Here is a 20,873-nt window from a genome sequence, read left to right as displayed (position 1 = left end):
TCACTCACTTTAACAGGTTTTGTAGTTGTTCAAATGCATTTTTGAGCACAGTATTATCAACATGTGTCACCACTGGTTTGCCAATTTCAGACAAGAGCACCATCTGAACGCCATTTTGATCGTTTTTCTTATCTTTTAACATTAAATTTAATAAAGGTTGGAATTCAGCATTTAAAACAACATCAAGCGGATATTCCAATTTTTGCATATAATCTACGAAGTGTTGGACATCATAATTTGTGTCTAAAATGAGATTAGAAACAATGAATTGATAAATGATACCAATCATTACTGCGTGACCATGTGGTATTTTCTCATGATATTCAACCGCATGTCCAAAGGTATGACCAAGATTTAAGAATTTGCGTTTCCCTTGTTCATGTTCATCAGCAACAACGATATTCAGTTTTGTTTCAATACCTTTAAGTAAGAAATCATCTAATTGGTTAAGTTCTGATAATGCAGTTTTATTTGGATAAGCTGCTTCAATTTCACTTAGCGCACTTTCGCCGTTCAATAATGCGTGTTTATATACTTCAGCATAGCCACTGCTGATTTCAACATAAGGTAATGATGTTAAAAAGTCTAAGTCATATATAACAGCTTTAGGACGATGGAAAGCACCTACTAAGTTTTTACCTTGAGACGTATTAATACCTACTTTACCGCCAACGCTTGAATCATGTGCAAGAATGGTTGTTGGTACTTGTATAAAATCTACGCCACGTAATAATGTTGCAGCTACAAATCCGGCAAAGTCTCCAACCACGCCGCCCCCGATAGCGACTATACACGTATTACGCGTGATTCCCGTTTCTAAAAGTTGTTCGAGCACAGACTCATAAACAGAAAAGGACTTCGTTTGTTCGTTGCCTTCTACTGAAATCATATGTGAAATCTGATTTGATTTGATAGCTGAAGTTGCTTGCTCTATTTTGGTTGGATGAAAACTTGCTACATTTTTATCAACAATGAAAGCGACATCTCTGTATTGTGACAAAAAAGTACTTAAATGAGTCATTGCATCATGCTGAATAATAATAGGATAGTTATTGTCTTGATATGTTGTCATCAGTTGCATCTTAATCACCTTTGATTTTAAAATTCAATGTTACGTTGTCTGCGTTCTTCTACTTGTGCTTGAAGTTGTTCCATATAGTTTGATTGGAATTCTTCTAATAATGATTTCGTAATTTCAAATGCTACTGCATGTTCACAAACGATACTTGCTGCTGGTACGGCGCAGCTGTCTGAACGTTCAATTGTAGCTTTGAATGGCTCTTTTGTTTCAATATCTACAGAAGCTAATGGTTTATAAAGAGTTGGGATAGGCTTCATCACACCGTTGACTACAATCGGCATACCATTGCTCATTCCGCCTTCTAAACCGCCGAGATGGTTCGAAGCACGTGTATAGCCTGTTTCTTCATTATAAAGAATTGGATCTTGGATTTGACTGCCTGGTTTTTCGGCTGCTTTAAATCCTTCGCCGAAGCTTACACCTTTAAAGGCATTGATACCGACTACTCCTTGAGCAATTCTGCCGTCTAATTTACGATCGTAATGAACATAACTGCCGACACCGACTGGCATATGATCAACGATTACTTGTACGACACCACCAAGTGAATCGCCGTCTTTTTTAGCTTGATCGATTTTATCTCTGATTGCTTGTGCTTTTTCTTCATTGATAACACGAACATCATTACTATCTTCATGAGATTTAATTGTTTCCAAATCATATTCAGCGTCATCTTTGATACCACCGATTTCAACGACACGGCTGTATATATCAATACCTAATTGTTTTAATAAAATTTTACATAAGGCACCGACAGCTACACGCGCAGCTGTTTCTCTTGCAGATGAACGCTCTAAGACGTTTCTTAAATCACGATGATTGTATTTAATACCGCCGACAAGGTCTGCATGACCAGGTCTTGGTTTTGAAATTTTACGTTTCATTTGTTCTTGTTCTTCTTCAGAAATAGGAGCAACACCCATAATATTTCTCCAATGTGTAAAGTCGTCGTTTGTCACTACAAAAGTAATTGGGCTTCCTAATGTATAACCATTACGCACACCAGAAACAATTTCTACTGCATCTTTTTCAATTTTCATTCGACGACCACGACCATAACCGCCTTGACGTTTAAACATTTCTACGTTGATATCTTCAGCTGTTACAGCTAAATTAGCTGGAACGCCCTCAACAATTACAGTCAGTTGCGGTCCATGGGATTCTCCAGAAGTTAAAAATCTCATTATGCAATCACTCCATTTCAAATTAGTAATAATAAGTATACCTACTATCATAGCACACGTGAAATATGGACAGAAACAATTAAAATGATTTAATTGTAAAATTTTTCTGACTATTGTAGCGGGTAAAAAATAAAACCAGACTGAATAAGTAATTCAATCTGGTTTACATTGGATAAAATGAATTTAATTTGTATACTCTATATTATTATTCGTATAACCATTCTTCATTGTTGGCTGTGTAAACACTTAGTTCATTAGGTTCGAACCATAAGCTGATTTCTCTTTTCGCAGATTCTGGAGAATCTGAACCATGAATAACATTTCTGCCTACAGTTAAGCCTAGGTCACCTCTGATAGTACCTGGTGCTGCTTCAGTTGGATTTGTTTTACCAATCATATTTCTTGTTACTTCTACTACATTTTCACCTTCAACTACCATCGCAAATACTGGTGCTGAAGTAATAAATGAAACAAGACCTTCGTAGAATGGTTTATCAGCATGTTCACCGTAATGTGTTTCTGCTAATTCTTTGGAAACAGTCATAAATTTACCGCCAACGAGTTTTAATCCTTTTTTCTCTAAACGAGTGATGATTTCTCCAACGATATTACGTTGAACACCATCTGGTTTAATCATTAGAAAAGTTCTTTCCATTTCGCAAATCCTCCTGAAAATAGATGTGTATTTTTATGAATCTAAATAAATACATTTTTAGTTTAACAGTTTATTTAAGCGCTTTCAATATTTTGTGATTGTTTTTTATACATTTCTAGATTCCATACGCTTAATTAGCTTTTTAAACCATGTTGTAGCTGTGTTTTCTTCTAATTCATCTAACAAACGTACTGCTTTTTGTAAATAATGACGACTCACTTGCTTAGATTGGTCGATGCTGTCAGATTGTCTAATATAATTAACACAATAAATAAAATCTTCTTTTGGGCTATTTTGTTGTAATGCATCAATCTTTTGTTTGAATGATGGATTATTTCTGATTTCTAATAGCACTGGTAACGTTATATGACCATTCATTAAGTCGCTGCCAACTGGTTTACCTAGTTGTTTCTCAGTACTTGTAAAGTCTAGAATATCATCGACAATCTGAAAACTCATTCCAATATAATGTCCGATTCTTTTCATTTTATTAGCCGTTTTAGTATCTGCATGTGCAGATAATGCACCTAGTTCTGTCGCTAATTGAATCAACAAAGCTGTTTTGCGGTTAATTCGACGTAAATAATTTGTAACAGGTTGGTTTGAGTTGAATTGATCTTGGAATTGGAAGAGTTCCCCACGACATACATCTACAATAGCATGTGATAAAATTGTATGTATTCTTTTGTCTTCAATTGATGCAATGTGTTTTAAAGCTAAAGCTAATAAGTAATTCCCTGTTAATATCGCTGTATCTTGATCCCATTTTTTACTGATAGTCAAACGGCCTCTGCGTTTATCACTTTTATCAATCACATCGTCATGCACTAAAGTTGCCATATGAATCAATTCTAACGAAACAGCAATTTTATAAGTATCTTTGTTTCTAGGTGAATCCCCATATTCACTGCTTAAAATAACAAAAGACGGACGCACACGTTTACCGCCTGATGAAAGTAAATGGTGTGCCGCCTCTTCTAATACAACATTATTGCTTTTTATTGTGTCCTTCAGTTGTCTTTCAATTTTTTTAACTTCTCTATTAATGTTCAGCTTATCCACATTAATCACCTTTTGCTGTTTCTTTTTCCTTATACCCTAAATGCATTGCGGCAACTCCGCCAGTGAAACTTTTAACTTCAATATCTCTGAAGCCTGCTAATTGGAACAGCGCTTTAAGTTCATCACGATCTGGGAAGTTGAAAGCTGACTGTTGAAGCCATTCATATTCTTCTTTAGATTTAGCGAAAAACTTACCGAAAATCGGCATAACAAATTTAAAGTATAATTGATAAAGTTGTTTGAAAACTGGGATTGTAGGTTGGCTTGTTTCTAAGCAGACCACCATGCCACCTGGTTTTAAAACACGGTTCATTTCTTTAAGTGCAATGACATAATCAGGGATATTTCTTAATCCGAAACCAATTGTTACGTAATCAAATTCATTATCATCAAAAGGTAATTCCATGGCATCGCCTTGTACAAGTTGAATGTTAGCCATATTTTTAGTCTTTTCTTCTCCAACTTTTAACATGTTTTCACTGAAATCTAGACCAATGACTTCACCTGTAGGACCGACAGCCTTGCTTAATGAAATTGTCCAGTCCGCTGTACCGCAACAAACATCTAATGCTTTGCTGCCAGGTTTAACTTGCATTGATTTCATGACGCGTTTACGCCATACTTTGTGCTGTTCAAAACTGATAATATTATTGAGTCGATCATACTTAGTGGAAATGTTTTGAAAGACTTTGTGCACTTTTTCTTTATCTGCTTTATTTTTAGCCATATATATTACCTCTACTTTATTTTATATTACTGCGCAATTCATTAAAAATAGCTTCGAGTTCTGTTTCACTATAATCTTTAAGATACGCTGGATAATTTTCTGAAGCGTATTGAATTAAACTATCTTTTGCGTTGCTTAATTCAACATTTGGATTGAAATGCTGGATGGTAATTGCAGGGAAAATAGTTTCAATATATCGAACTGCGTCTTTTATCGCGTCATGAGAAAGCGTTTTGTAATGCAAAGCGGTTTTTAATTCGTTTACTTTAATGATTGCATTGCTCATAGCTTCTAGATATTCTGAATCATTGATAGATGCTGTCAACGTATAAAAATGTGCACTGATCAAATCCCCTATCAGAATCGCATTTTTAGAAAGATGACTACTCGTGATTGAATCAAGATGACTCATGGATGTATCAATTGCGAGGCATGCTAATTTTGCGTCAGGCAAAATATCTTGCGCATCAAGTACATGAGCCAATTGATGATTATACTGAATTGGTTCATGACTATGTATACCATTAAGCTTACGATCTATTTGGTTTTTTAATGTACTTAATGTTGAATCCATGTCTGCACCTCACGTTATTAATCAATAATCATCTTAACATTATATATAGAAAAATAAAATCACTTTTGTTCAACTGCTTGCAATATCTAGCAATTTCAGTCGTAAAAGTAATTCAATGAAAAAGTATGTAATAAAAAGAAAAGCCCCGAAAAGGGCTTTTCTGTTAAGTATTGAATTCATTATTTAACTGCATCTTTTAAAGCTTTACCAGCTTTGAATGCTGGAACTTTGCTTGCTGGGATGTCGATTTCTTTACCAGTTTGCGGGTTGCGACCTTTACGGGCTGCACGTTCGCGAACTTCAAAGTTACCGAAACCAATCAATTGTACTTTTTCACCGTTTGATAGTGAGTTTTGAATTGATTCGAATACAGCATCAACTGCTAAACCAGCTTCTTTTTTAGTTAATTCAGCTTGTTCTGCAACAGCATTAATTAAGTCTGTTTTGTTCATTATGAGTCACCTCCCAAGGGTTTGCTAATGATAACTTAATATCATTATGCTATGACTTTAACACAACGGCTCTTACTATCGCAATTATTTATAAGCATAAAACCGCGATTTATAAGGTTTTTTAGCCACCTATGTGTAAATATACAATAATAGTAAATTAATTTAATTTCTATTCTGACTTTTTGTCTCTATCCATTAATAATTTTAAACTTTTCTCTAATGGCACATTTTCAAACAATACGCCATATAATGCAGATGTTATCGGCATATCAATGTGTTTTTCTTTAGCTAAATTATGCACAGATTCAGTTGTATAGAACCCTTCAGCAACCATGTTCATTTCTGAAAGTGCTTCTTCTACTGTTTTACCTTGGCCGATTTTATACCCAAGTGTATAGTTTCTTGAATGCGTTGAAGTACAAGTTACAATTAGGTCCCCGATACCGCCGAGACCTAAAAACGTCATCGGATCTGCGCCAAGTGCTTCCCCTAATCTGCTGATTTCAGCTAATCCACGTGTCATTAAGGCTGCTTTAGCATTATCGCCGAACCCCATACCAGCTACAATACCACTAGCCACGGCAATAATGTTTTTTAAAGCGCCTCCTAATTCTACGCCGACCAAATCGTTATTCGTGTATACACGCAGGTATTCATTCATAAATAAATCTTGTGTTAATTTACTGATTTCTGGGTCTTTAGAAGAAGCTGCAACAGTTGTTGGTTGTTGAATAACTACCTCTTCCGCGTGACTTGGTCCAGATAATACAGCAACACCGCCATTATGTTCTGGCGCAACAGAATCTTCAATCATTTCTGATACACGTTCGAATGTTGAGTTTTCAATTCCTTTTGCGACATGGATAAACACTTTTTTCGAATCTAATTTCTCATCGATTTGTTTAACTACTTCTCTAATAGCTTTTGTTGGTAACGCAATCAGATACGTATCTGAAAAATTGACAGCTTCTTCTAAATCAGAAGTGGCTTTAATTGTCTCTTCTAATTTAGCTTCGTTTAGATAGCGTGAATTTGTATGATAAGTATTGATTTCCTCAATGCTTTGTTTATTTTTACCCCACATTAAGACCTCGTGACCGTTTTGTGCGAGTACATTCGCTAATGCTGTACCAAAACTGCCCATACCAAAAACGGCAACCTTACTCATATACTTCATCCTTTCAATACTAATTTCGCTTTCTTGGAATTATTTTGATTGGTGTTCCTTCGAAACCAAATGCATCTCGAATCTGATTTTCTAAGTAGCGTTTATATGAGAAGTGCATTAGTTCTTCATCGTTAACAAATACCACAAATGTTGGTGGTTCAATAGCAACTTGTGTTGCATAGAACACTTTTAATCTGCGACCTTTATCAGTCGGTGTTGGATTCATTGCGATAGCATCTGTGATGACTTCATTCAATGTTGAGCTTTGAACACGTTTTTTATGGTTTTCGCTCGCTTCATTGATTAATGGGAACAATGTACGTAAACGTTGTTTTTCTTTCGCAGAAACAAATGCGATTGGTGCATAATCTAAGAATTGGAAGTTTTTACGAACTTCGTCTTCGAATTTTTTCATGGTTTTACTGTCTTTTTCAAGCGTATCCCATTTATTTACTACTATAACAATAGCTTTACCCTCTTCGTGTGCATAGCCTGCAACACGCTTGTCTTGTTCAATAATACCTTCTTCGGCATCTAAGACAACAAGTACGACATTAGAGCGTTCTATGGCCTTTAATGCGCGTAATACAGAGTATTTCTCTGTTGATTCATATACTTTACCTTTTTTACGCATACCTGCTGTATCAATTAAGACATAATCTTGTCCTTCATAAGAATATTCTGTGTCAATGGCATCGCGTGTTGTTCCGGCAATATTAGAAACAATAACACGATCTTCCCCAAGAATTGCATTGACTAAGCTGGATTTACCAACATTAGGACGTCCGATTAAAGATAATCTGATAGTGTCTTCATCATAAAGATCGTCGCCTTCATCTTTGAAGTGTTTAGCTACTTCATCTAACAAATCCCCTAAACCAAGTCCATGTGAACCTGAAATTGGGAATGGTTCTCCGAAACCAAGTGCATAGAAATCATAAATGTCTGCTCTCATTTCTGGATTATCAACTTTGTTGACAGCTAAAACGACAGGTTTATTTGTTTTATAAAGCATCTGCGCAATCATTTCGTCAGTTTGTGTTAATCCTTCACGTTGGTTAACCATGAAAATAATAACATCTGCTTCATCAATTGCGACTTCAGCTTGTGCTCTGATTTGTGTTTGGAATGGTGCATCAGATAATTCAATACCGCCTGTATCAATAATATTGAAGTCATGTGTCAACCATTCACCGCTAGAATAGATGCGGTCTCTTGTAACGCCGGGTGTATCTTCTACAATCGATACACGCTCTCCGACAATTCTATTGAATATTGTGGATTTACCGACATTCGGTCGACCTACAATAGCAATAACAGGTTTAGTCATAAGCTAACTTCCTCTCTTTCATATATCTAGTTAATTTTATCACATGGCTTATTTAAAGCAAAAGAAATTTAGGCAATAAAAAAGTCAAGACTGTAAAGTGTGAAGTTAGGACACTTACTACAGTCTTGACTGATGTTAGCGAATTACTTATTAAAATTTAAGGTTTTTCAATTTGTCGCCGAACATTTCACCTAATGTTGGGTTATCATTGTCTTCTTCTTCATGTTTACCTTCAACATAGTCACGTGATTCGTCATCGTCGATTTGAAGTACTTCTTCTTCAGCTGGTACAGCTGCTTTGATAGAAAGTGAAATTCTTTCATTTTCTTCATCAACGCTTAGTACTTTCACAGTAACTGTTTGGTTAGGTGCTAGTACATCGCTAGGTTTAGCGATATGTTTGCGACTGATTTCTGAAATATGAACAAGTCCTTGAACGCCAGCAGCAATTTCTACAAATGCGCCGAAGTCAGTTAATCTTACCACGCGACCTTCAATTACTGAATCCGCATGGATTTCACCTTTAATACTTTCGAATGGGCTTGGTAAAGTATCTTTAATTGAAAGTGAGATTCTTTCTGAGTCTCTTTCAACAGATTTTACTTTTACGTTAACTTTTTCGCCCACTGAAACAACGTCTTCTGGTTTATCGACGTGTTCGTGAGAAAGTTCAGATACGTGAACTAAACCATCAACACCGCCGATATCTACGAAAGCACCAAAGTTAGTTAAACGTGCGATTGTACCTTCAATTACATCGCCTTCATTAAGAGATTCTAGTAATTCAGCTTTTTTAGCTTCATTACGCTCTTGTTCAACTGCTTTACGGCTAAGGATGACGCGATTATTTTCTGGATCAAGTTCTTCAACACGTAGTTCTAAAACTTGTCCATCAAAGCTTGAAAAGTCTTCAATGAAATCAGTAGAAATTAATGAAGCTGGGACAAACCCTCTTTGTCCTACGTCTACAACTAAACCGCCTTTAACGACTTCAGTTACTTTTGCTTCGATAATTTCGTTATTTTCTTGTTTCTCTTGTAAATATTGATAAGACTTCTCTTGTTCTAATTGACGAATTGAAAGGATATATGCACCTGTTTCATTTTCTTCGTCATTTTCTACCTTAGTCACATAAGCTTCTACCGCATCTCCTTCTTTGACAACCTCATTTGGGCTATCAATATGATGAGTAGATAATTGACTAATCGGTACAATACCGCTAAATTTGCCACCGTCGACATCAACAATCACTTGTTTTTCTTCGACTTTTTGGACTTGTCCAGAGATTTTATCTCCTTCTTTAATTTCATTAATCATTGATTCATTGAATTCTTCAGTCATCTTGTATGCCTCCTTGTACACTACATAATTATAACATCTTACAAACTGACAGAATTGTCAAGAAATTCACCTCTATTCACAAAAAGTGAAGAATTCTCTCAAGTTCTGCAGTAAAAAAGTATTATTTTTACGTTCCAATGTACGTATTTATTCTCACTATAATATATACCACAAAAACTCATTTATTATTCACAGTATGGCATAATTATTTGAATCTGTTAGCATCGCCATAGAATGATTATGAATTTTTATAATCAAATTAATATAATTAACATCAGCCTAACATCTTAAATTATGACTGCTTGTTTTGTGTTTCACTGATAAGTTGATTAATTACTTCAGCTACTTCTTCGATAGATTTTCCAGTTGTGTTCACAGTAATTGCATCATCTGCTTGACGTAATGGAGATATTTCACGAGACATGTCGTATTCATCACGTGCTTTGATTTCTTTTTTTAATTGATCTAAAGAGGAAGGAATTCCGCTTGCTTCATTTTCTTTTTGTCTGCGTTCAGCACGTTCATCAACAGATGCAATCATATATACTTTTAATTCAGCATCTGGTAACACTACTGTGCCAATGTCACGTCCATCCATCACAATCCCTTTCTCAGCAGCTAATTGTTGCTGTACTTCAACCGCAAATGTTCTAACTGGTTCTTTAGATGCTACGTAAGAAACATTTTGTGTGACTTCGTTAGAACGTAAGAAATCTGTAATATCTTCATCGTTTAACAACACACGTTGACCTTTCACATCATCATAAACCAATTTTAATGTTACATTTTCAATAAGAGATTGAAAGTCTTCTGGTTTACCTTCTTTTAAATATTTATAGGTAATTGCACGATACATCGCGCCTGTATCTACATAGATCATAGAATGGCTTTCAGCAACCTTTCGTGCAATGGTACTCTTGCCCGCTGCTGCAGGGCCATCAATAGCTATATTAATTAAACTCATATCTAGAAAACCTTCCCTTGTCGTTTATTCATATTTATTTTATCATAAAAACGTATTATAGAGATAGGAGCGATGACATTGAAAAAGATTTTAGTCATGCATACCGGTGGTACAATCAGTATGTCTGAAGATGAAAGCAATAAAGTAGTAGAAAATGAAGAAAATCCCATTTCAAAGCACCATGATATTATCAAACAATATGCAGACGTTACTGAGATTAACACTATTAATCTGCCGTCTCCCCATGTGACAATTGCAGATGTTGTTAAGCTCAGGGATGTTATTGAAGAAAACAGCAAGCATGATCAATACGATGGTTTTGTAATTACACATGGTACAGATACTTTAGAAGAAACAGCATACTTATTAGATTTAATTACACAAACTGACAAACCTATTGTAATCACAGGTGCAATGCGCTCCTCTAACGAAATCGGTTCAGATGGATTGTATAATTTCATTTCAGCACTTCGTGTGGCTGCTTCAGATGATTCATCTGATAAAGGTGTAATGGTTGTATTTAATGATGAAATTCACACTGCGCGAAATGTAACTAAAACACATACATCAAATACGAATACTTTCCAAAGTCCTAACCATGGACCATTAGGTGTATTAACAAAAACGAGTGTACAGTTTCACCATAAACCGTACAGACATAAAATTTTAGATAAAATCAATCCGAAATTAGATGTACCTATTGTTAAAGCTTATATGGATATGCCGAGTGATATTTTCTTGTTTTACAGTGAAAGAGCAGTTGACGGTATTGTAGTTGAAGCCCTTGGACAAGGTAATTTACCCCCTACTGCTTTAAAAGGATTAATGGCTTGTTTAGATAAAGGTATTCCTGTAATCCTGGTATCAAGATCATTTAACGGTATTGTTGGTCCTATCTATGCTTACGAAGGTGGCGGATACGATTTAGCACAAAGAGGCGTCATCTTTTCAAATGGTTTGAATGGTCAAAAAGCACGTCTTAAGCTCCTTGTTGCGATGAGCAATCATTATGATAAAGAACAACTTAAAGCATACTTTGATGCACAAGTATAATTGGATATAACTAAAAACCGAGAAGCAGCTAGTACTGTTTCTCGGTTTTTTGAGTATTGAATTAAGATTCAAGCGGTGTTTGTTTTTTAGAAACAATATTTTGTGCAATAATGCCACCGTGGAACTTGCCATTTTCAATGAAAATAGTATTTGCATCATTACCAGCTGCAATAACACCTGCAATATAGCAATTTTCTACATTTGTTTCGTACGTTTCTCTATCATACACAGGTGCAGTACCGAATTCATTTGTATTAATATCGATACCAATCGTTTGTAAGAAGTCATAGTCTGGATGATAACCGATCATCGCAAAGACATAATCGTTAGGAATTGTATATGATTCGCCTTCTTGTTCAAATGTTAGGCTATCCTCATCAATCTTAGTCACGTTTGCATTAAAATGCATATCGATTTTTTCATGTCTTACTAATGATTCGAAGTTAGGTAAAATCCATGGTTTGATTGCTGATGAATAATCTGAGCCACGGTAAAGTACTGTCACATTTGCACCTGCTTTTTCTAGTTCAAGCGCCGCATCAACTGCTGAGTTTTTACCTCCAATAATCACAACGTTTTGGTCAAAATAAGGATGTGCTTCTTTGAAGTAATGGAAGACTTTTGGCAATTTAGCACCCTCTACTTCCAATTCGTTATGTTGACCGTAATAGCCTGTCGCAACAGTCAAGAAACGACATTGATACGTATCTTTAGTTGTTGTAATTGTGAAGCGTTTACCCATTTTTTTAACTGTAAGCACTTCTTCAAATGCATGAATATTTAATTGATGATACTTAACAACTTCTCTATAGTACACCAACGCTTGATTTCTTCTTGGTTTATACTCTTCAACGATGAATGGTACATCGCCGATACTTAATTTATCACTAGAAGAAAAGAATGTTTGATGCGTAGGGTAATTATAAATAGACTCTACAACATTCCCTTTTTCTATTACTAATGTTTCAATTCCTTTTTTCTTTTGTTCAATCGCAGCACTTAACCCACAAGGTCCGCCGCCGATAATGATACTTTCTACTGTTTGCATACAGTTGACCTCCTTCTTCACACCCCTAATATTATATCAGTCATACAAATTTTTAAAAGGTATTCATCTTTTTTCATCTAAGAAAGATTAGAAATTGTGAAGCATTAATGAAAGAAAAAACCTCACTACCATTTTGTAGTGAGGCTAATATTATTATTGTGGAATAACTAGTTGTTGTCCATTTGAAATATTATTGTTGCTTAAACCATTTGCACGTTTGATTTTTTCAACATTTTCTGGTGTACCTTCACCATAGTATTGGATTGCAATTCTATATAAGTTTTCTTTACCATATACTGTATGTGTTTGGCCACCTTGATTATGTTGTTGTGCTTGTTGCGCTTGTTGGTTTTGGTTGTATTGATTGTTTTGTTGACCTTGCTGATTTTGATTATATTGACCGTTTTGGTTTTGTGCAGCGTTTTGTTGTTGATCATAAGCATTTTGGTCTTGATCTTGTGCTTGTGATTCGTCAGTTGCTTCTGAATCTGAAGCGGCATGATGTTTAGAATGATCGTGTTTTGCTTTATCAGATTTTTTATCTTTGTTTTTGTCTGCTGCTTTTTTATCTTTATCTTCATTTTTATCTTTAGCTGCATCTTTATTTTTGTCTTTATCCGATTTTTGTGCAACTTTGTTGTCGTCTTGTGCTTTATGACTACCTTGTTCTGTTAATGCTAAACCAGCAAAAATTGCGATAGCTGCGATTAATAATAAACCTAAAAGTAAAGGAAGTAATTTTTTTAATCCGCCTTTATTCTTTTTAGGAGGTTCTCCGTCATTGCCAGCACTGCCGTTTCCGGAACTACCATTGCCAGAACCGCCATTACCTGCGCCTCCGTTTCCAGAACCTGCATGCGCTGATTTGCTTGCAGCAGCGCCTCCAGCTACACCGGCAGCACCGGCAGCAGCAGCTTTTTTACCAGAGTTGTCTTTTTTCGCAGTGTCTTTCTCTTTAGGTTGTTCATCAGCTTTTTGTTTTTCGGCCTTTTTCTTATCAGAATGTTTTTGAGCGGCTTTACCAGCAGCAGCGCCTCCAGCTACACCAGCTGCACCAGCAGCTGCAGCTTTTTTACCAGAGTTGTCTTTTTCAGTATTTGTGGGTTCTTCTTTTTTGATATCTTTATCTTTCTTATCATCTTTAGATTCAGAAGCTTTTTCATGATTTTTTTCTAGATCTTTACCGATAATACCGCCGCCAACACTGCCTGCTGCTGTACCTGCAGCTTTTTTCTTGCCGTTTTGTTGACCTTTTACAGTTTCAGAAATATGACCTTTTGACTCTTTTTTCGTTGGTTCTTCTTCTTGGCTATGTAAGTCATTTGGTTTTTCTGTCTTTTCTTCACGTTGATGTGTTGCAGTAGCACGTCTTCTTTGACGTCTTTTATGCGCATTTCTCGGTGGGAAATGTTGTTCCTGCTTTTCTTTTATAGGTTCTTCTTGATGATTTGTTTCTGTGTCAACTGACTCGTCTAAATGATCAGGCTTTTTATGAGATGGTTTGGGATCAATCGATTGACGGTTGCGTTCAAAATCATCTTTGAAATTGTTGTTTGACAACGTCATCATCCTTTCTATATTAAAAATATTTTTATTTACATATGTAGTGTTCATACCCTAAATGAAGAGGTTGAAAAACACATCTTGTAAGTTAATTATAACTTGCAATACATACTAAGCAAAGAGAATTATACCCTATCTGCAACTTGTTTTTCAAAATAAAGTATCCATTTAACTACGTTGTCACAAGTTTATATTATTTCTACTAATATCTCTAGGATGTAAGTGGTTATTCACTAACCATAACATTAAATCAAAGGATAATGATTAATATTAAGTAAATATTTGGTTTAATTTTTCTAAATAATCCATTTTTCTTGCGACTTTCTTTTTATTCAATACATTTATAGGTTGAATTGTATTATCATTGTCACAACATTTTTCTGTCGGAGTGATCGTTTCTCCGAAATATGACATTAAATAATGACGTCTGCAAGTTGTTAAGTTTTTGTATCCCATCATGGTTAATAACCCTTCTTTTTTGCGTTGTTCTGAGATTGAGAAAATCGTTTTTATTTGTTCGATTGTATATTGAGTTGCTAAAACATCAAGAATTTCTGCCTTTTGTTCAGGTAAGTTGGCACCTTGATCAAATGCATCAATATCAGCTTCAGTTATGATATCCGCAAAAAGAATAGTTTCTAATAAGAAATAGTCGTCTGGTTGATAAAGACTGATAGCTTGGCTAAGTTGTCCATCCCTTCCGGCACGACCAATTTCTTGAAGGTAACTTGAAGGGCTGACCGGTAAATGATAATGAATGACTGTGCGGATATCAGGTTTGTTAATTCCCATGCCAAATGCACTTGTTGCGACAATCATAGGAATTTTATTTTGTATGAATTGTTGTTGTACAGTTTGTCTTTCTTGATATGATAAATCACCATGGTATATGCCGGTAAGGTAACCTTCATCATAAATCATTTGCGCTAGTTCCCTACACTTTTTCTTTGAAGATACATAAATAATAGTTGGTCCTGAATGTTCTATGAAAGATTTTAACCATTCATTTTTCTCGGCGTTATTTTCAAAGTTTAGATGAGATAACATAATATTATCTCTGCTCATTTTGGTTTTGACCACCTTCAATTTTGTCTGTACGATATCTTCTATATCCTCTTGTAAATGTAATGGTGCAGTTGCAGTCAGTGCGAGCAATGTCGCTTTTGGAAATTTTTTAGTGATCCTGCCAATTAACGCGTAATGCGGTCTGAAATCATAACCCCACTCTGTAATACAGTGTGCTTCATCAAGCACAATCATACCCAAATCTATCGAATCAATCCATTTAATATTATCTTGATGCAAGATAAATTCAGGACTTAAAAAGATAAACTTTGATGATTTCAATTGTTTTAAATTCTTCATCTTTTCTTCATAACTCATACCAGAGTGAATGTAACTGACAGAACGTTCTCCGTTCTTTCGCATCTGCATAACTTGATCATCCATTAATGAAATTAGAGGAGAAATGATAAGTGTGGGTTTTTGTTTAATATAAGTCGGCAGTTGATAGCACAAACTTTTACCACTACCAGTAGGTAAAATGCCTAAAGTGTGCTGATGATTCAATACATTTTCGATAATAGGTTTTTGACCTTCTTTAAATGAATCAAAGCCAAACCATTTTTTTAAAGCTTCTTCCAGCATCAAATCCCCTCCCTCGCTAATATGGTAATCGCAAGTTTAATTTCGAAATAGCTCATATTAGGAAACGCTGCCTTAAAATTTCGTAATCGTTCTTCTTGGCGGTCAATATAAAATGTTTTAAATTCATTTAAATCTTCCTTATCCAAATACAAGCTGTAATCAGTAAAATATCCTTTAACATATAGCTCAATGATATGGTCTTCAATTGTATTTAATTTTACGCCTTCTTTTTGTGCAATTGCTTCTAACGATAAACCGTTATTTACTAACTTTAATGTATCTTTAGTATTGATAGAAAGCGCAGGTAAGATAATAGCTTGGTGCAAGGTAGGAAAAGTCTCTTGATCTTCCAATAAATGCATCATCTCGACTAAATCATTCATTTTAATGATGGCTAACTCTGACATTTTTAAATTTTCGATTAAGCTGACTTGTTGGTTCGTATACATGACTTCATCATAACCTTGTAAGAAATAATGCAATATAGAACGCGGCTGTGCTTGGTTTAATAGTTCGAAAAGCTGATATATCTCTGTTTTAAATGCATCTAAGCTTTGCTGTGCTTCAAGCTTAAAATAAATAGTTTTTACTCGCTTTTGTACTTTACTGATTTCTGAAACGGGTATAAAAGAAAGCGTGTGATGTTGTTTGAATGAAATGGTTTGTATTAACAACTGCAAAACTTGAAAAGTCTGTTGGATACTTTCAAAGGTATAATGTGTTGAAACTTTTAACGGAATTGATGATAAATCTTCGTTATTCTGATGATAGATTCGTTCGAATGACGTATATTTTAAATCAGGTTGACTATGATATAATGATAAAAGTTGTTGGCTACATGCATCAAAGTAGGTTTGATGCGTTTTAGCACCAATCAGTATATTGTAGATACTTTTGTCAGTTTTATAATGAAATGCATGTTTTTTTATGTATTGAATTATTTCGTTCAAATCCATCATCACCTATGACTTATAGTATTGAAAAAAGATAAACTGGTGTTAAAATATAAATTACGTTATCAGTGTAGCATTTTTAGAGAAGGAGGCGAAGTAAATTGGCTAAATATACGATTGTAGATATGGATACATGCATTGCTTGCGGCGCATGTGGTGCTGCAGCACCTGACATTTATGATTATGATGATGAAGGTATTGCATATGTTATCTTAGATGATAATGAAGGGACAGCGCCTGTTCCAGAAGAATTATACGAAGACTTAGAAGATGCAGACGAAGGTTGCCCAACAGATTCTATTAAAATTGCAGACGAACCGTTTGATAGTGATGCATTAAAATTCGAATAGTATCAATCGTGAGACCAGTTGGCTGTCTTCGCTTAACATAGATTGATAAAACAAGACAGATGATGTCTTAAAAAATCCCCCGGAAAAATATTTCCGGGGGTTTCTTTAGTTTGTTATTAATAACGCAGTGCTTTCTTTAATCGTTTATATAACAATAAGAAAACAATAGATACTACGATACCTTTAATAATATTGAACGGTATAATACCAGATACTATTATGATTTTTAAGTTTTTCATGACATCGCTTAAGTTCATAATCATACCGTAAAGCGGTAATAATACGAAGTAGTTTAAAACACTTAATACCAATGTCATGACGATTGTACCTACAATGAGGCCAATGATGATATTGAAGCGGCTTTTAACTGCTTTGCTGACATAGTACGCAGTTAATAATAAACTTACTGCTGCTACAAAGTTTGCTAAAGGCCCAATAGGATCTCCCATGTTAAATAAGAAATTCAATAAGTTTTTAATCAATTCGATGATGATGCCTGCTATAGGTCCAAAAATAAAGGTTGCTAATAAAGCAGGTACATCACTAAAATCTAAAGTTAAGTACGGAGGCAAAAATGGTAAAGGAAATTTGATAAACATCAAAATAAAAGCAATTGCACTCAACATACTTATGACGATGAAACGTTTGTTGTTTTGTTGATTCATAAAGGCTCCTTCCATTCATCTACGTGAATAGGAGGATTTCATTGCACAACAAATAAACCCTCCATCTTCTCCCATCCAGACTATACTGTCGGCTCTAGAATCTCACTAGATCAGCCATATCTATCAATCGATAAATACAGGTCGCAGGCTTAAATTACTGCCGGTTGGGAATTGCACCCGACCCCGAAGATGAATTTCATTAATATTTTATTTTCCTATTTATTGTAGCCGATTTATCTTAAAAGTTCAATCCGATTGCTTAACTAGGAAAATAAAAAAACTTGGGCGAAACGCCCAAGTTAAATGATTATGCTTCATGATGATGTGGTTTTGGTAATTTAATAATGAAAGTCGTGCCTTTACCTAATTCACTCGTTAAATTAATTGTACCTTCTTGTGCTTCAATAATCATACGACTGATGAATAGACCAAGTCCTGTTCCCTCTTTGCCGCGTTTTCTAGAAGCATCTACTTTATAGAATCTATCGAAAACTAATTCTACATGTTCAGGTGCAATACCACTGCCAGTATCTGAGATATATAAAATATCGTAATTATCATCTTCGCCAGTTGTGATTTTAATGGAATCTCCAGGACCAGTATATCTTGTCGCATTATCGACTAGGTTTGTAAGTACTTGTTCCATTCGATCCGAATCATAGAACCATAATTGGTTGTGTGTCTCTGGCGCGAGATCTATATCAATTTCTAATTCACTTGCTTGTTGACGATATTTCAACTGCATGCGATCAAGCAATTGGCTGATAGGTTGCACTTCTTTGTGAATAGATAAGCCTTCAGCATCCATTCTCGCAACATTTAACAACTCATTGACTAATCGATTCAAACGTTGTGTCTCATCTAAGACAATAGAAAGCGAATCTCTAATTTCTTCAGGTTCTGAAACTACACCGTCTACAATCGATTCCGTATAACCTTGCAATAAGGCAATTGGTGTTCTGAGTTCATGTGAAACTGTCGCAATAAAGTCTTTTTTCATTTGATCCAGTTTGTGTTCATTTGTCATATCTCGAATGATTGCGACAATACCACTGCTGCCGTTTGGTTGGAATTGATCAATATAACTCATAATTACCACATAATAACGGTTATTGACTTCATATTCTTCAAACTGTGTTTCCTTATCTGTGAAAGTATTATTCATTTGTTCAACGAATAATGCTTTGTTTTCTCCATCAAGCTCATTTTCCATTTGCTGAGCGAGTTGGTTAGATAGGATGATTTCCCTTTTCTCATTAATACCCAATACACCTTCAACCATCGAATTGATTAAACTTTCTCTAATATTTTTAGAGGCTGAGATTTCATCAATATGACGTTGGATTTCGTTGCTCATCAGGTTGAATGAGTGTGCGAGTTCACCTATTTCATCTTTTGTATGAATATCGTTCACTAAAGAATAATTGCCTTTAGAAACGCCGGTTGCTTGGGTTCTGAGTTGGCGAAGCGGTTTTGTGATTCGTGATGATAAGAAGAATGCGAATACAGTGGTCACGATTAAGAAAATAACCGCTGTAACAAGTATGATAATGGTAATAACATTATTTGTATCATCGATGCTTTTTAGGTCTTGGTAAATAAAGACTGCACCATTAGGATGTGTGTTATCAACTTTTGTTGGATATCCTACTAAAACATACGTATGTTTTTGACCATCAACAGTCATTTTAATATGTTCAGATGCTTTTTGTTTATTGTCGAATACTTGCGCAAAGTCTTTATCTTTTTGAATCACATCCATCATTTGTTCTTTGAATTTTGAATGTGAGTTATAATATTCATCCTTTTTATTTTTCATTATAATCAAACCGCTTGGGCCTTCGATAAGCATTTTACTATGTTTGATAGCTAATGATTTATTATCTGACTCCTCTAGCAGATTACTGATACGATGTGCATCGTTGACTAAAGAATGTTCAGTATCTTGCGTATAATACTGTTGGATGAATGTGATTAATGCAGCACTAAGTAAAATTAAAACTGTCGTTACTATTAAAATAATAGTTAACCACAGTTTTATGACGACATTATTGAGTCGTTTCATCGTTGTTGTCGACCTCAAATTTATAACCAACGCCCCATACAGTTTGAATCATTTGAGCTGCATCTTTTGAGACACGGTTTAATTTTTCTCTGAGTCGTTTAACATGAGTATCTACAGTACGCAAGTCTCCATAGAACTCATAATGCCAAACATCTTTTAATAATTGTTCACGGTCGAATACTTTGTTAGGTGTTTTCGCTAAGAAAATTAATAATTCGTATTCTTTAGGTGTTAAATTGACTTGTGTACCATCTGCAAGTACACGGTGTGCATCATTATCAATAACCAAATGCTTAAATTCGATTAAATCTCTAGCATGTGGTTCATTTTGATCTGAAGTTGCTGTTAGCGTGCGTCGTAATAAAGCTTTTACTCTAAGTACGACTTCTCTTGGAGAGAATGGTTTGACGATATAATCATCTGCACCTGATTCAAATCCTTCTACACGGTTCGTTTCTTCCCCTTTTGCAGTTAACATAATGATTGGAGTTTCTTTGTACTCTCTCAAACGGTTTGCAACTTCAATACCATCGATTTCGGGAAGCATCAAGTCTAACAAGATACAAGCATAGTCATGATTTAAAGCTAAATCTAATGCTTCTTTGCCGTCTCGAGCTTCTTCGATATCAAAAGATTCTCGTTCTAAATATAATTTTAATAGTCTGCGAATTCTTTCTTCATCATCAACGACAAGAATTTTTGTCATAATTTTATGTACCTCCCATATGAGCATTCAACAATAGTTGTCCAATAAGATAGACAGACAAGTCCTAAAACATCATAAACATCATGAATGATTTCCTGTATTGATAAAATATCTGTCATAACTTTCTCGGATTTAATAATTTGAGTATCGTCTTCGTATTTTTATTATATATAAAGGTTGTAAAAAAAGACGATTTTTCACTACAAAGCATATTATAACATAAGCATATATCAACAAGTTAATTGTAACCTTGTGAATAAAAATAGATTAACATAATTTGTGCAT

Annotated in this window: 20 protein-coding genes and 1 riboswitch; of the genes, 2 read left to right on the top strand and 18 right to left on the bottom strand. The window is 34.9% G+C overall.

All coding sequences use genetic code 11. The features are described 5' to 3' along the window. Window positions 1–4: 4 nt before the first annotated feature. The 11 genes from aroB to cmk all read right to left on the bottom strand — a co-directional run bounded on the left by aroB (window position 5) and on the right by cmk (window position 10,538). Window positions 5–1,081, bottom strand: coding sequence for a 3-dehydroquinate synthase (gene aroB, locus HMPREF2603_RS07810; RefSeq protein WP_023015192.1), 1,077 nt, complete (start codon window positions 1,079–1,081; stop codon window positions 5–7). Window positions 1,082–1,098: 17 nt separating this feature from the next. Next, window positions 1,099–2,265 (bottom strand): chorismate synthase, encoded by a 1,167-nt coding sequence (aroC, locus tag HMPREF2603_RS07805; protein WP_023015191.1) that lies wholly within the window; start codon window positions 2,263–2,265, stop codon window positions 1,099–1,101. A gap of 205 nt (window positions 2,266–2,470) precedes the next feature. Next, complete coding sequence (ndk, locus tag HMPREF2603_RS07800) at window positions 2,471–2,920, bottom strand: nucleoside-diphosphate kinase (protein WP_002480972.1); 450 nt, start codon at window positions 2,918–2,920, stop codon at window positions 2,471–2,473. 105 nt (window positions 2,921–3,025) lie between these two features. Then, the gene (locus HMPREF2603_RS07795; protein WP_060804301.1) at window positions 3,026–3,982 is read right to left on the bottom strand and encodes a polyprenyl synthetase family protein; all 957 of its coding nucleotides are present in this window, start codon (window positions 3,980–3,982) and stop codon (window positions 3,026–3,028) included. Window position 3,983: 1 nt separating this feature from the next. Then, window positions 3,984–4,709 carry a demethylmenaquinone methyltransferase gene (locus HMPREF2603_RS07790; protein ID WP_023015189.1) on the bottom strand — a complete coding sequence of 242 codons (726 nt, stop codon included), beginning with the start codon at window positions 4,707–4,709 and terminating at the stop codon, window positions 3,984–3,986. A gap of 16 nt (window positions 4,710–4,725) precedes the next feature. Further along, entirely contained in the window at window positions 4,726–5,283 is a 558-nt protein-coding gene (locus HMPREF2603_RS07785) for a hypothetical protein (RefSeq protein ID WP_002480975.1), read from the bottom strand. A gap of 179 nt (window positions 5,284–5,462) precedes the next feature. Continuing rightward, window positions 5,463–5,735, bottom strand: a complete 273-nt coding sequence (locus HMPREF2603_RS07780) for an HU family DNA-binding protein (protein ID WP_002480978.1) — start codon at window positions 5,733–5,735, stop codon at window positions 5,463–5,465. A 169-nt stretch (window positions 5,736–5,904) separates the two neighbouring features. After that, complete coding sequence (locus tag HMPREF2603_RS07775; protein ID WP_023015188.1) at window positions 5,905–6,903, bottom strand: NAD(P)H-dependent glycerol-3-phosphate dehydrogenase; 999 nt, start codon at window positions 6,901–6,903, stop codon at window positions 5,905–5,907. 19 nt (window positions 6,904–6,922) lie between these two features. Continuing rightward, entirely contained in the window at window positions 6,923–8,233 is a 1,311-nt protein-coding gene (gene der, locus HMPREF2603_RS07770) for a ribosome biogenesis GTPase Der (protein WP_002480980.1), read from the bottom strand. Window positions 8,234–8,383: 150 nt separating this feature from the next. Next, entirely contained in the window at window positions 8,384–9,574 is a 1,191-nt protein-coding gene (gene rpsA / locus HMPREF2603_RS07765; RefSeq protein WP_070463607.1) for a 30S ribosomal protein S1, read from the bottom strand. Between the two features lie 292 nt (window positions 9,575–9,866). Continuing rightward, complete coding sequence (gene cmk, locus HMPREF2603_RS07760; RefSeq protein ID WP_023015186.1) at window positions 9,867–10,538, bottom strand: (d)CMP kinase; 672 nt, start codon at window positions 10,536–10,538, stop codon at window positions 9,867–9,869. 78 nt (window positions 10,539–10,616) lie between these two features. Between cmk and HMPREF2603_RS07755 the strand changes: the two genes are divergently transcribed. Continuing rightward, window positions 10,617–11,591, top strand: coding sequence for an asparaginase (locus HMPREF2603_RS07755; protein ID WP_060804303.1), 975 nt, complete (start codon window positions 10,617–10,619; stop codon window positions 11,589–11,591). A 61-nt stretch (window positions 11,592–11,652) separates the two neighbouring features. Here HMPREF2603_RS07755 and ypdA read toward each other — a convergent pair whose 3' ends face one another. The 4 genes from ypdA to HMPREF2603_RS07735 form a co-directional block, all read right to left on the bottom strand. Then, window positions 11,653–12,639: a bacillithiol disulfide reductase YpdA gene (gene ypdA / locus HMPREF2603_RS07750; RefSeq protein WP_070463609.1), complete on the bottom strand. Its 987-nt coding sequence runs from the start codon at window positions 12,637–12,639 to the stop codon at window positions 11,653–11,655. Window positions 12,640–12,792: 153 nt separating this feature from the next. After that, on the bottom strand, window positions 12,793–14,199 hold the full coding sequence (locus HMPREF2603_RS07745) for a LysM peptidoglycan-binding domain-containing protein (RefSeq protein WP_083283828.1): 1,407 nt from the start codon (window positions 14,197–14,199) through the stop codon (window positions 12,793–12,795). A gap of 273 nt (window positions 14,200–14,472) precedes the next feature. Further along, a complete protein-coding gene (locus HMPREF2603_RS07740; RefSeq protein WP_002480986.1) occupies window positions 14,473–15,849 on the bottom strand; it encodes a RecQ family ATP-dependent DNA helicase in 1,377 nt (458 codons plus the stop codon). Beyond that, window positions 15,849–16,805: a helix-turn-helix domain-containing protein gene (locus tag HMPREF2603_RS07735; protein WP_083297515.1), complete on the bottom strand. Its 957-nt coding sequence runs from the start codon at window positions 16,803–16,805 to the stop codon at window positions 15,849–15,851. The genes HMPREF2603_RS07740 and HMPREF2603_RS07735 overlap by 1 nt, the downstream gene beginning before the upstream one ends. Window positions 16,806–16,903: 98 nt before the next feature. Here HMPREF2603_RS07735 and HMPREF2603_RS07730 point away from each other — a divergent pair, with 98 nt between their 5' ends. After that, a complete protein-coding gene (locus HMPREF2603_RS07730; protein ID WP_060804307.1) occupies window positions 16,904–17,152 on the top strand; it encodes a ferredoxin in 249 nt (82 codons plus the stop codon). Between the two features lie 116 nt (window positions 17,153–17,268). Here HMPREF2603_RS07730 and HMPREF2603_RS07725 read toward each other — a convergent pair whose 3' ends face one another. The 3 genes from HMPREF2603_RS07725 to HMPREF2603_RS07715 form a co-directional block, all read right to left on the bottom strand. Further along, window positions 17,269–17,817: an ECF transporter S component gene (locus HMPREF2603_RS07725; RefSeq protein ID WP_060804308.1), complete on the bottom strand. Its 549-nt coding sequence runs from the start codon at window positions 17,815–17,817 to the stop codon at window positions 17,269–17,271. 59 nt (window positions 17,818–17,876) lie between these two features. After that, window positions 17,877–18,012, bottom strand: a riboswitch (FMN riboswitch). Window positions 18,013–18,124: 112 nt separating this feature from the next. Next, the gene (locus HMPREF2603_RS07720; RefSeq protein ID WP_060804309.1) at window positions 18,125–19,882 is read right to left on the bottom strand and encodes an ATP-binding protein; all 1,758 of its coding nucleotides are present in this window, start codon (window positions 19,880–19,882) and stop codon (window positions 18,125–18,127) included. Next, window positions 19,866–20,588 carry a response regulator gene (locus tag HMPREF2603_RS07715; protein WP_002480991.1) on the bottom strand — a complete coding sequence of 241 codons (723 nt, stop codon included), beginning with the start codon at window positions 20,586–20,588 and terminating at the stop codon, window positions 19,866–19,868. The genes HMPREF2603_RS07720 and HMPREF2603_RS07715 overlap by 17 nt, the downstream gene beginning before the upstream one ends. Window positions 20,589–20,873: the final 285 nt, after the last annotated feature.

This window comes from Staphylococcus sp. HMSC055C03, from assembly GCF_001809385.1.
GTDB classification, from domain to species: Bacteria; Bacillota; Bacilli; order Staphylococcales; family Staphylococcaceae; genus Staphylococcus; species Staphylococcus simulans.
This window is presented reverse-complemented; position numbering and strand designations above follow the sequence as displayed.

Excerpts from the sequence above, each read along its gene's own strand:
- HMPREF2603_RS07775 (WP_023015188.1), bottom strand. The coding sequence starts at position 6,903 with ATGAGTAAGGTTGCCGTTTTTGGTATGGGCAGTTTTGGTACAGCATTA.
- HMPREF2603_RS07725 (WP_060804308.1), bottom strand. The coding sequence starts at position 17,817 with ATGAATCAACAAAACAACAAACGTTTCATCGTCATAAGTATGTTGAGT.
- HMPREF2603_RS07740 (WP_002480986.1), bottom strand. The coding sequence starts at position 15,849 with ATGCTGGAAGAAGCTTTAAAAAAATGGTTTGGCTTTGATTCATTTAAA.
- aroC (WP_023015191.1), bottom strand. The coding sequence starts at position 2,265 with ATGAGATTTTTAACTTCTGGAGAATCCCATGGACCGCAACTGACTGTA.
- HMPREF2603_RS07715 (WP_002480991.1), bottom strand. The coding sequence starts at position 20,588 with ATGACAAAAATTCTTGTCGTTGATGATGAAGAAAGAATTCGCAGACTA.
- cmk (WP_023015186.1), bottom strand. The coding sequence starts at position 10,538 with ATGAGTTTAATTAATATAGCTATTGATGGCCCTGCAGCAGCGGGCAAG.
- der (WP_002480980.1), bottom strand. The coding sequence starts at position 8,233 with ATGACTAAACCTGTTATTGCTATTGTAGGTCGACCGAATGTCGGTAAA.
- rpsA (WP_070463607.1), bottom strand. The coding sequence starts at position 9,574 with ATGACTGAAGAATTCAATGAATCAATGATTAATGAAATTAAAGAAGGA.
- HMPREF2603_RS07790 (WP_023015189.1), bottom strand. The coding sequence starts at position 4,709 with ATGGCTAAAAATAAAGCAGATAAAGAAAAAGTGCACAAAGTCTTTCAA.
- HMPREF2603_RS07785 (WP_002480975.1), bottom strand. The coding sequence starts at position 5,283 with ATGGATTCAACATTAAGTACATTAAAAAACCAAATAGATCGTAAGCTT.
- aroB (WP_023015192.1), bottom strand. The coding sequence starts at position 1,081 with ATGCAACTGATGACAACATATCAAGACAATAACTATCCTATTATTATT.
- ypdA (WP_070463609.1), bottom strand. The coding sequence starts at position 12,639 with ATGCAAACAGTAGAAAGTATCATTATCGGCGGCGGACCTTGTGGGTTA.
- HMPREF2603_RS07720 (WP_060804309.1), bottom strand. The coding sequence starts at position 19,882 with ATGAAACGACTCAATAATGTCGTCATAAAACTGTGGTTAACTATTATT.
- HMPREF2603_RS07780 (WP_002480978.1), bottom strand. The coding sequence starts at position 5,735 with ATGAACAAAACAGACTTAATTAATGCTGTTGCAGAACAAGCTGAATTA.
- ndk (WP_002480972.1), bottom strand. The coding sequence starts at position 2,920 with ATGGAAAGAACTTTTCTAATGATTAAACCAGATGGTGTTCAACGTAAT.
- HMPREF2603_RS07735 (WP_083297515.1), bottom strand. The coding sequence starts at position 16,805 with ATGGATTTGAACGAAATAATTCAATACATAAAAAAACATGCATTTCAT.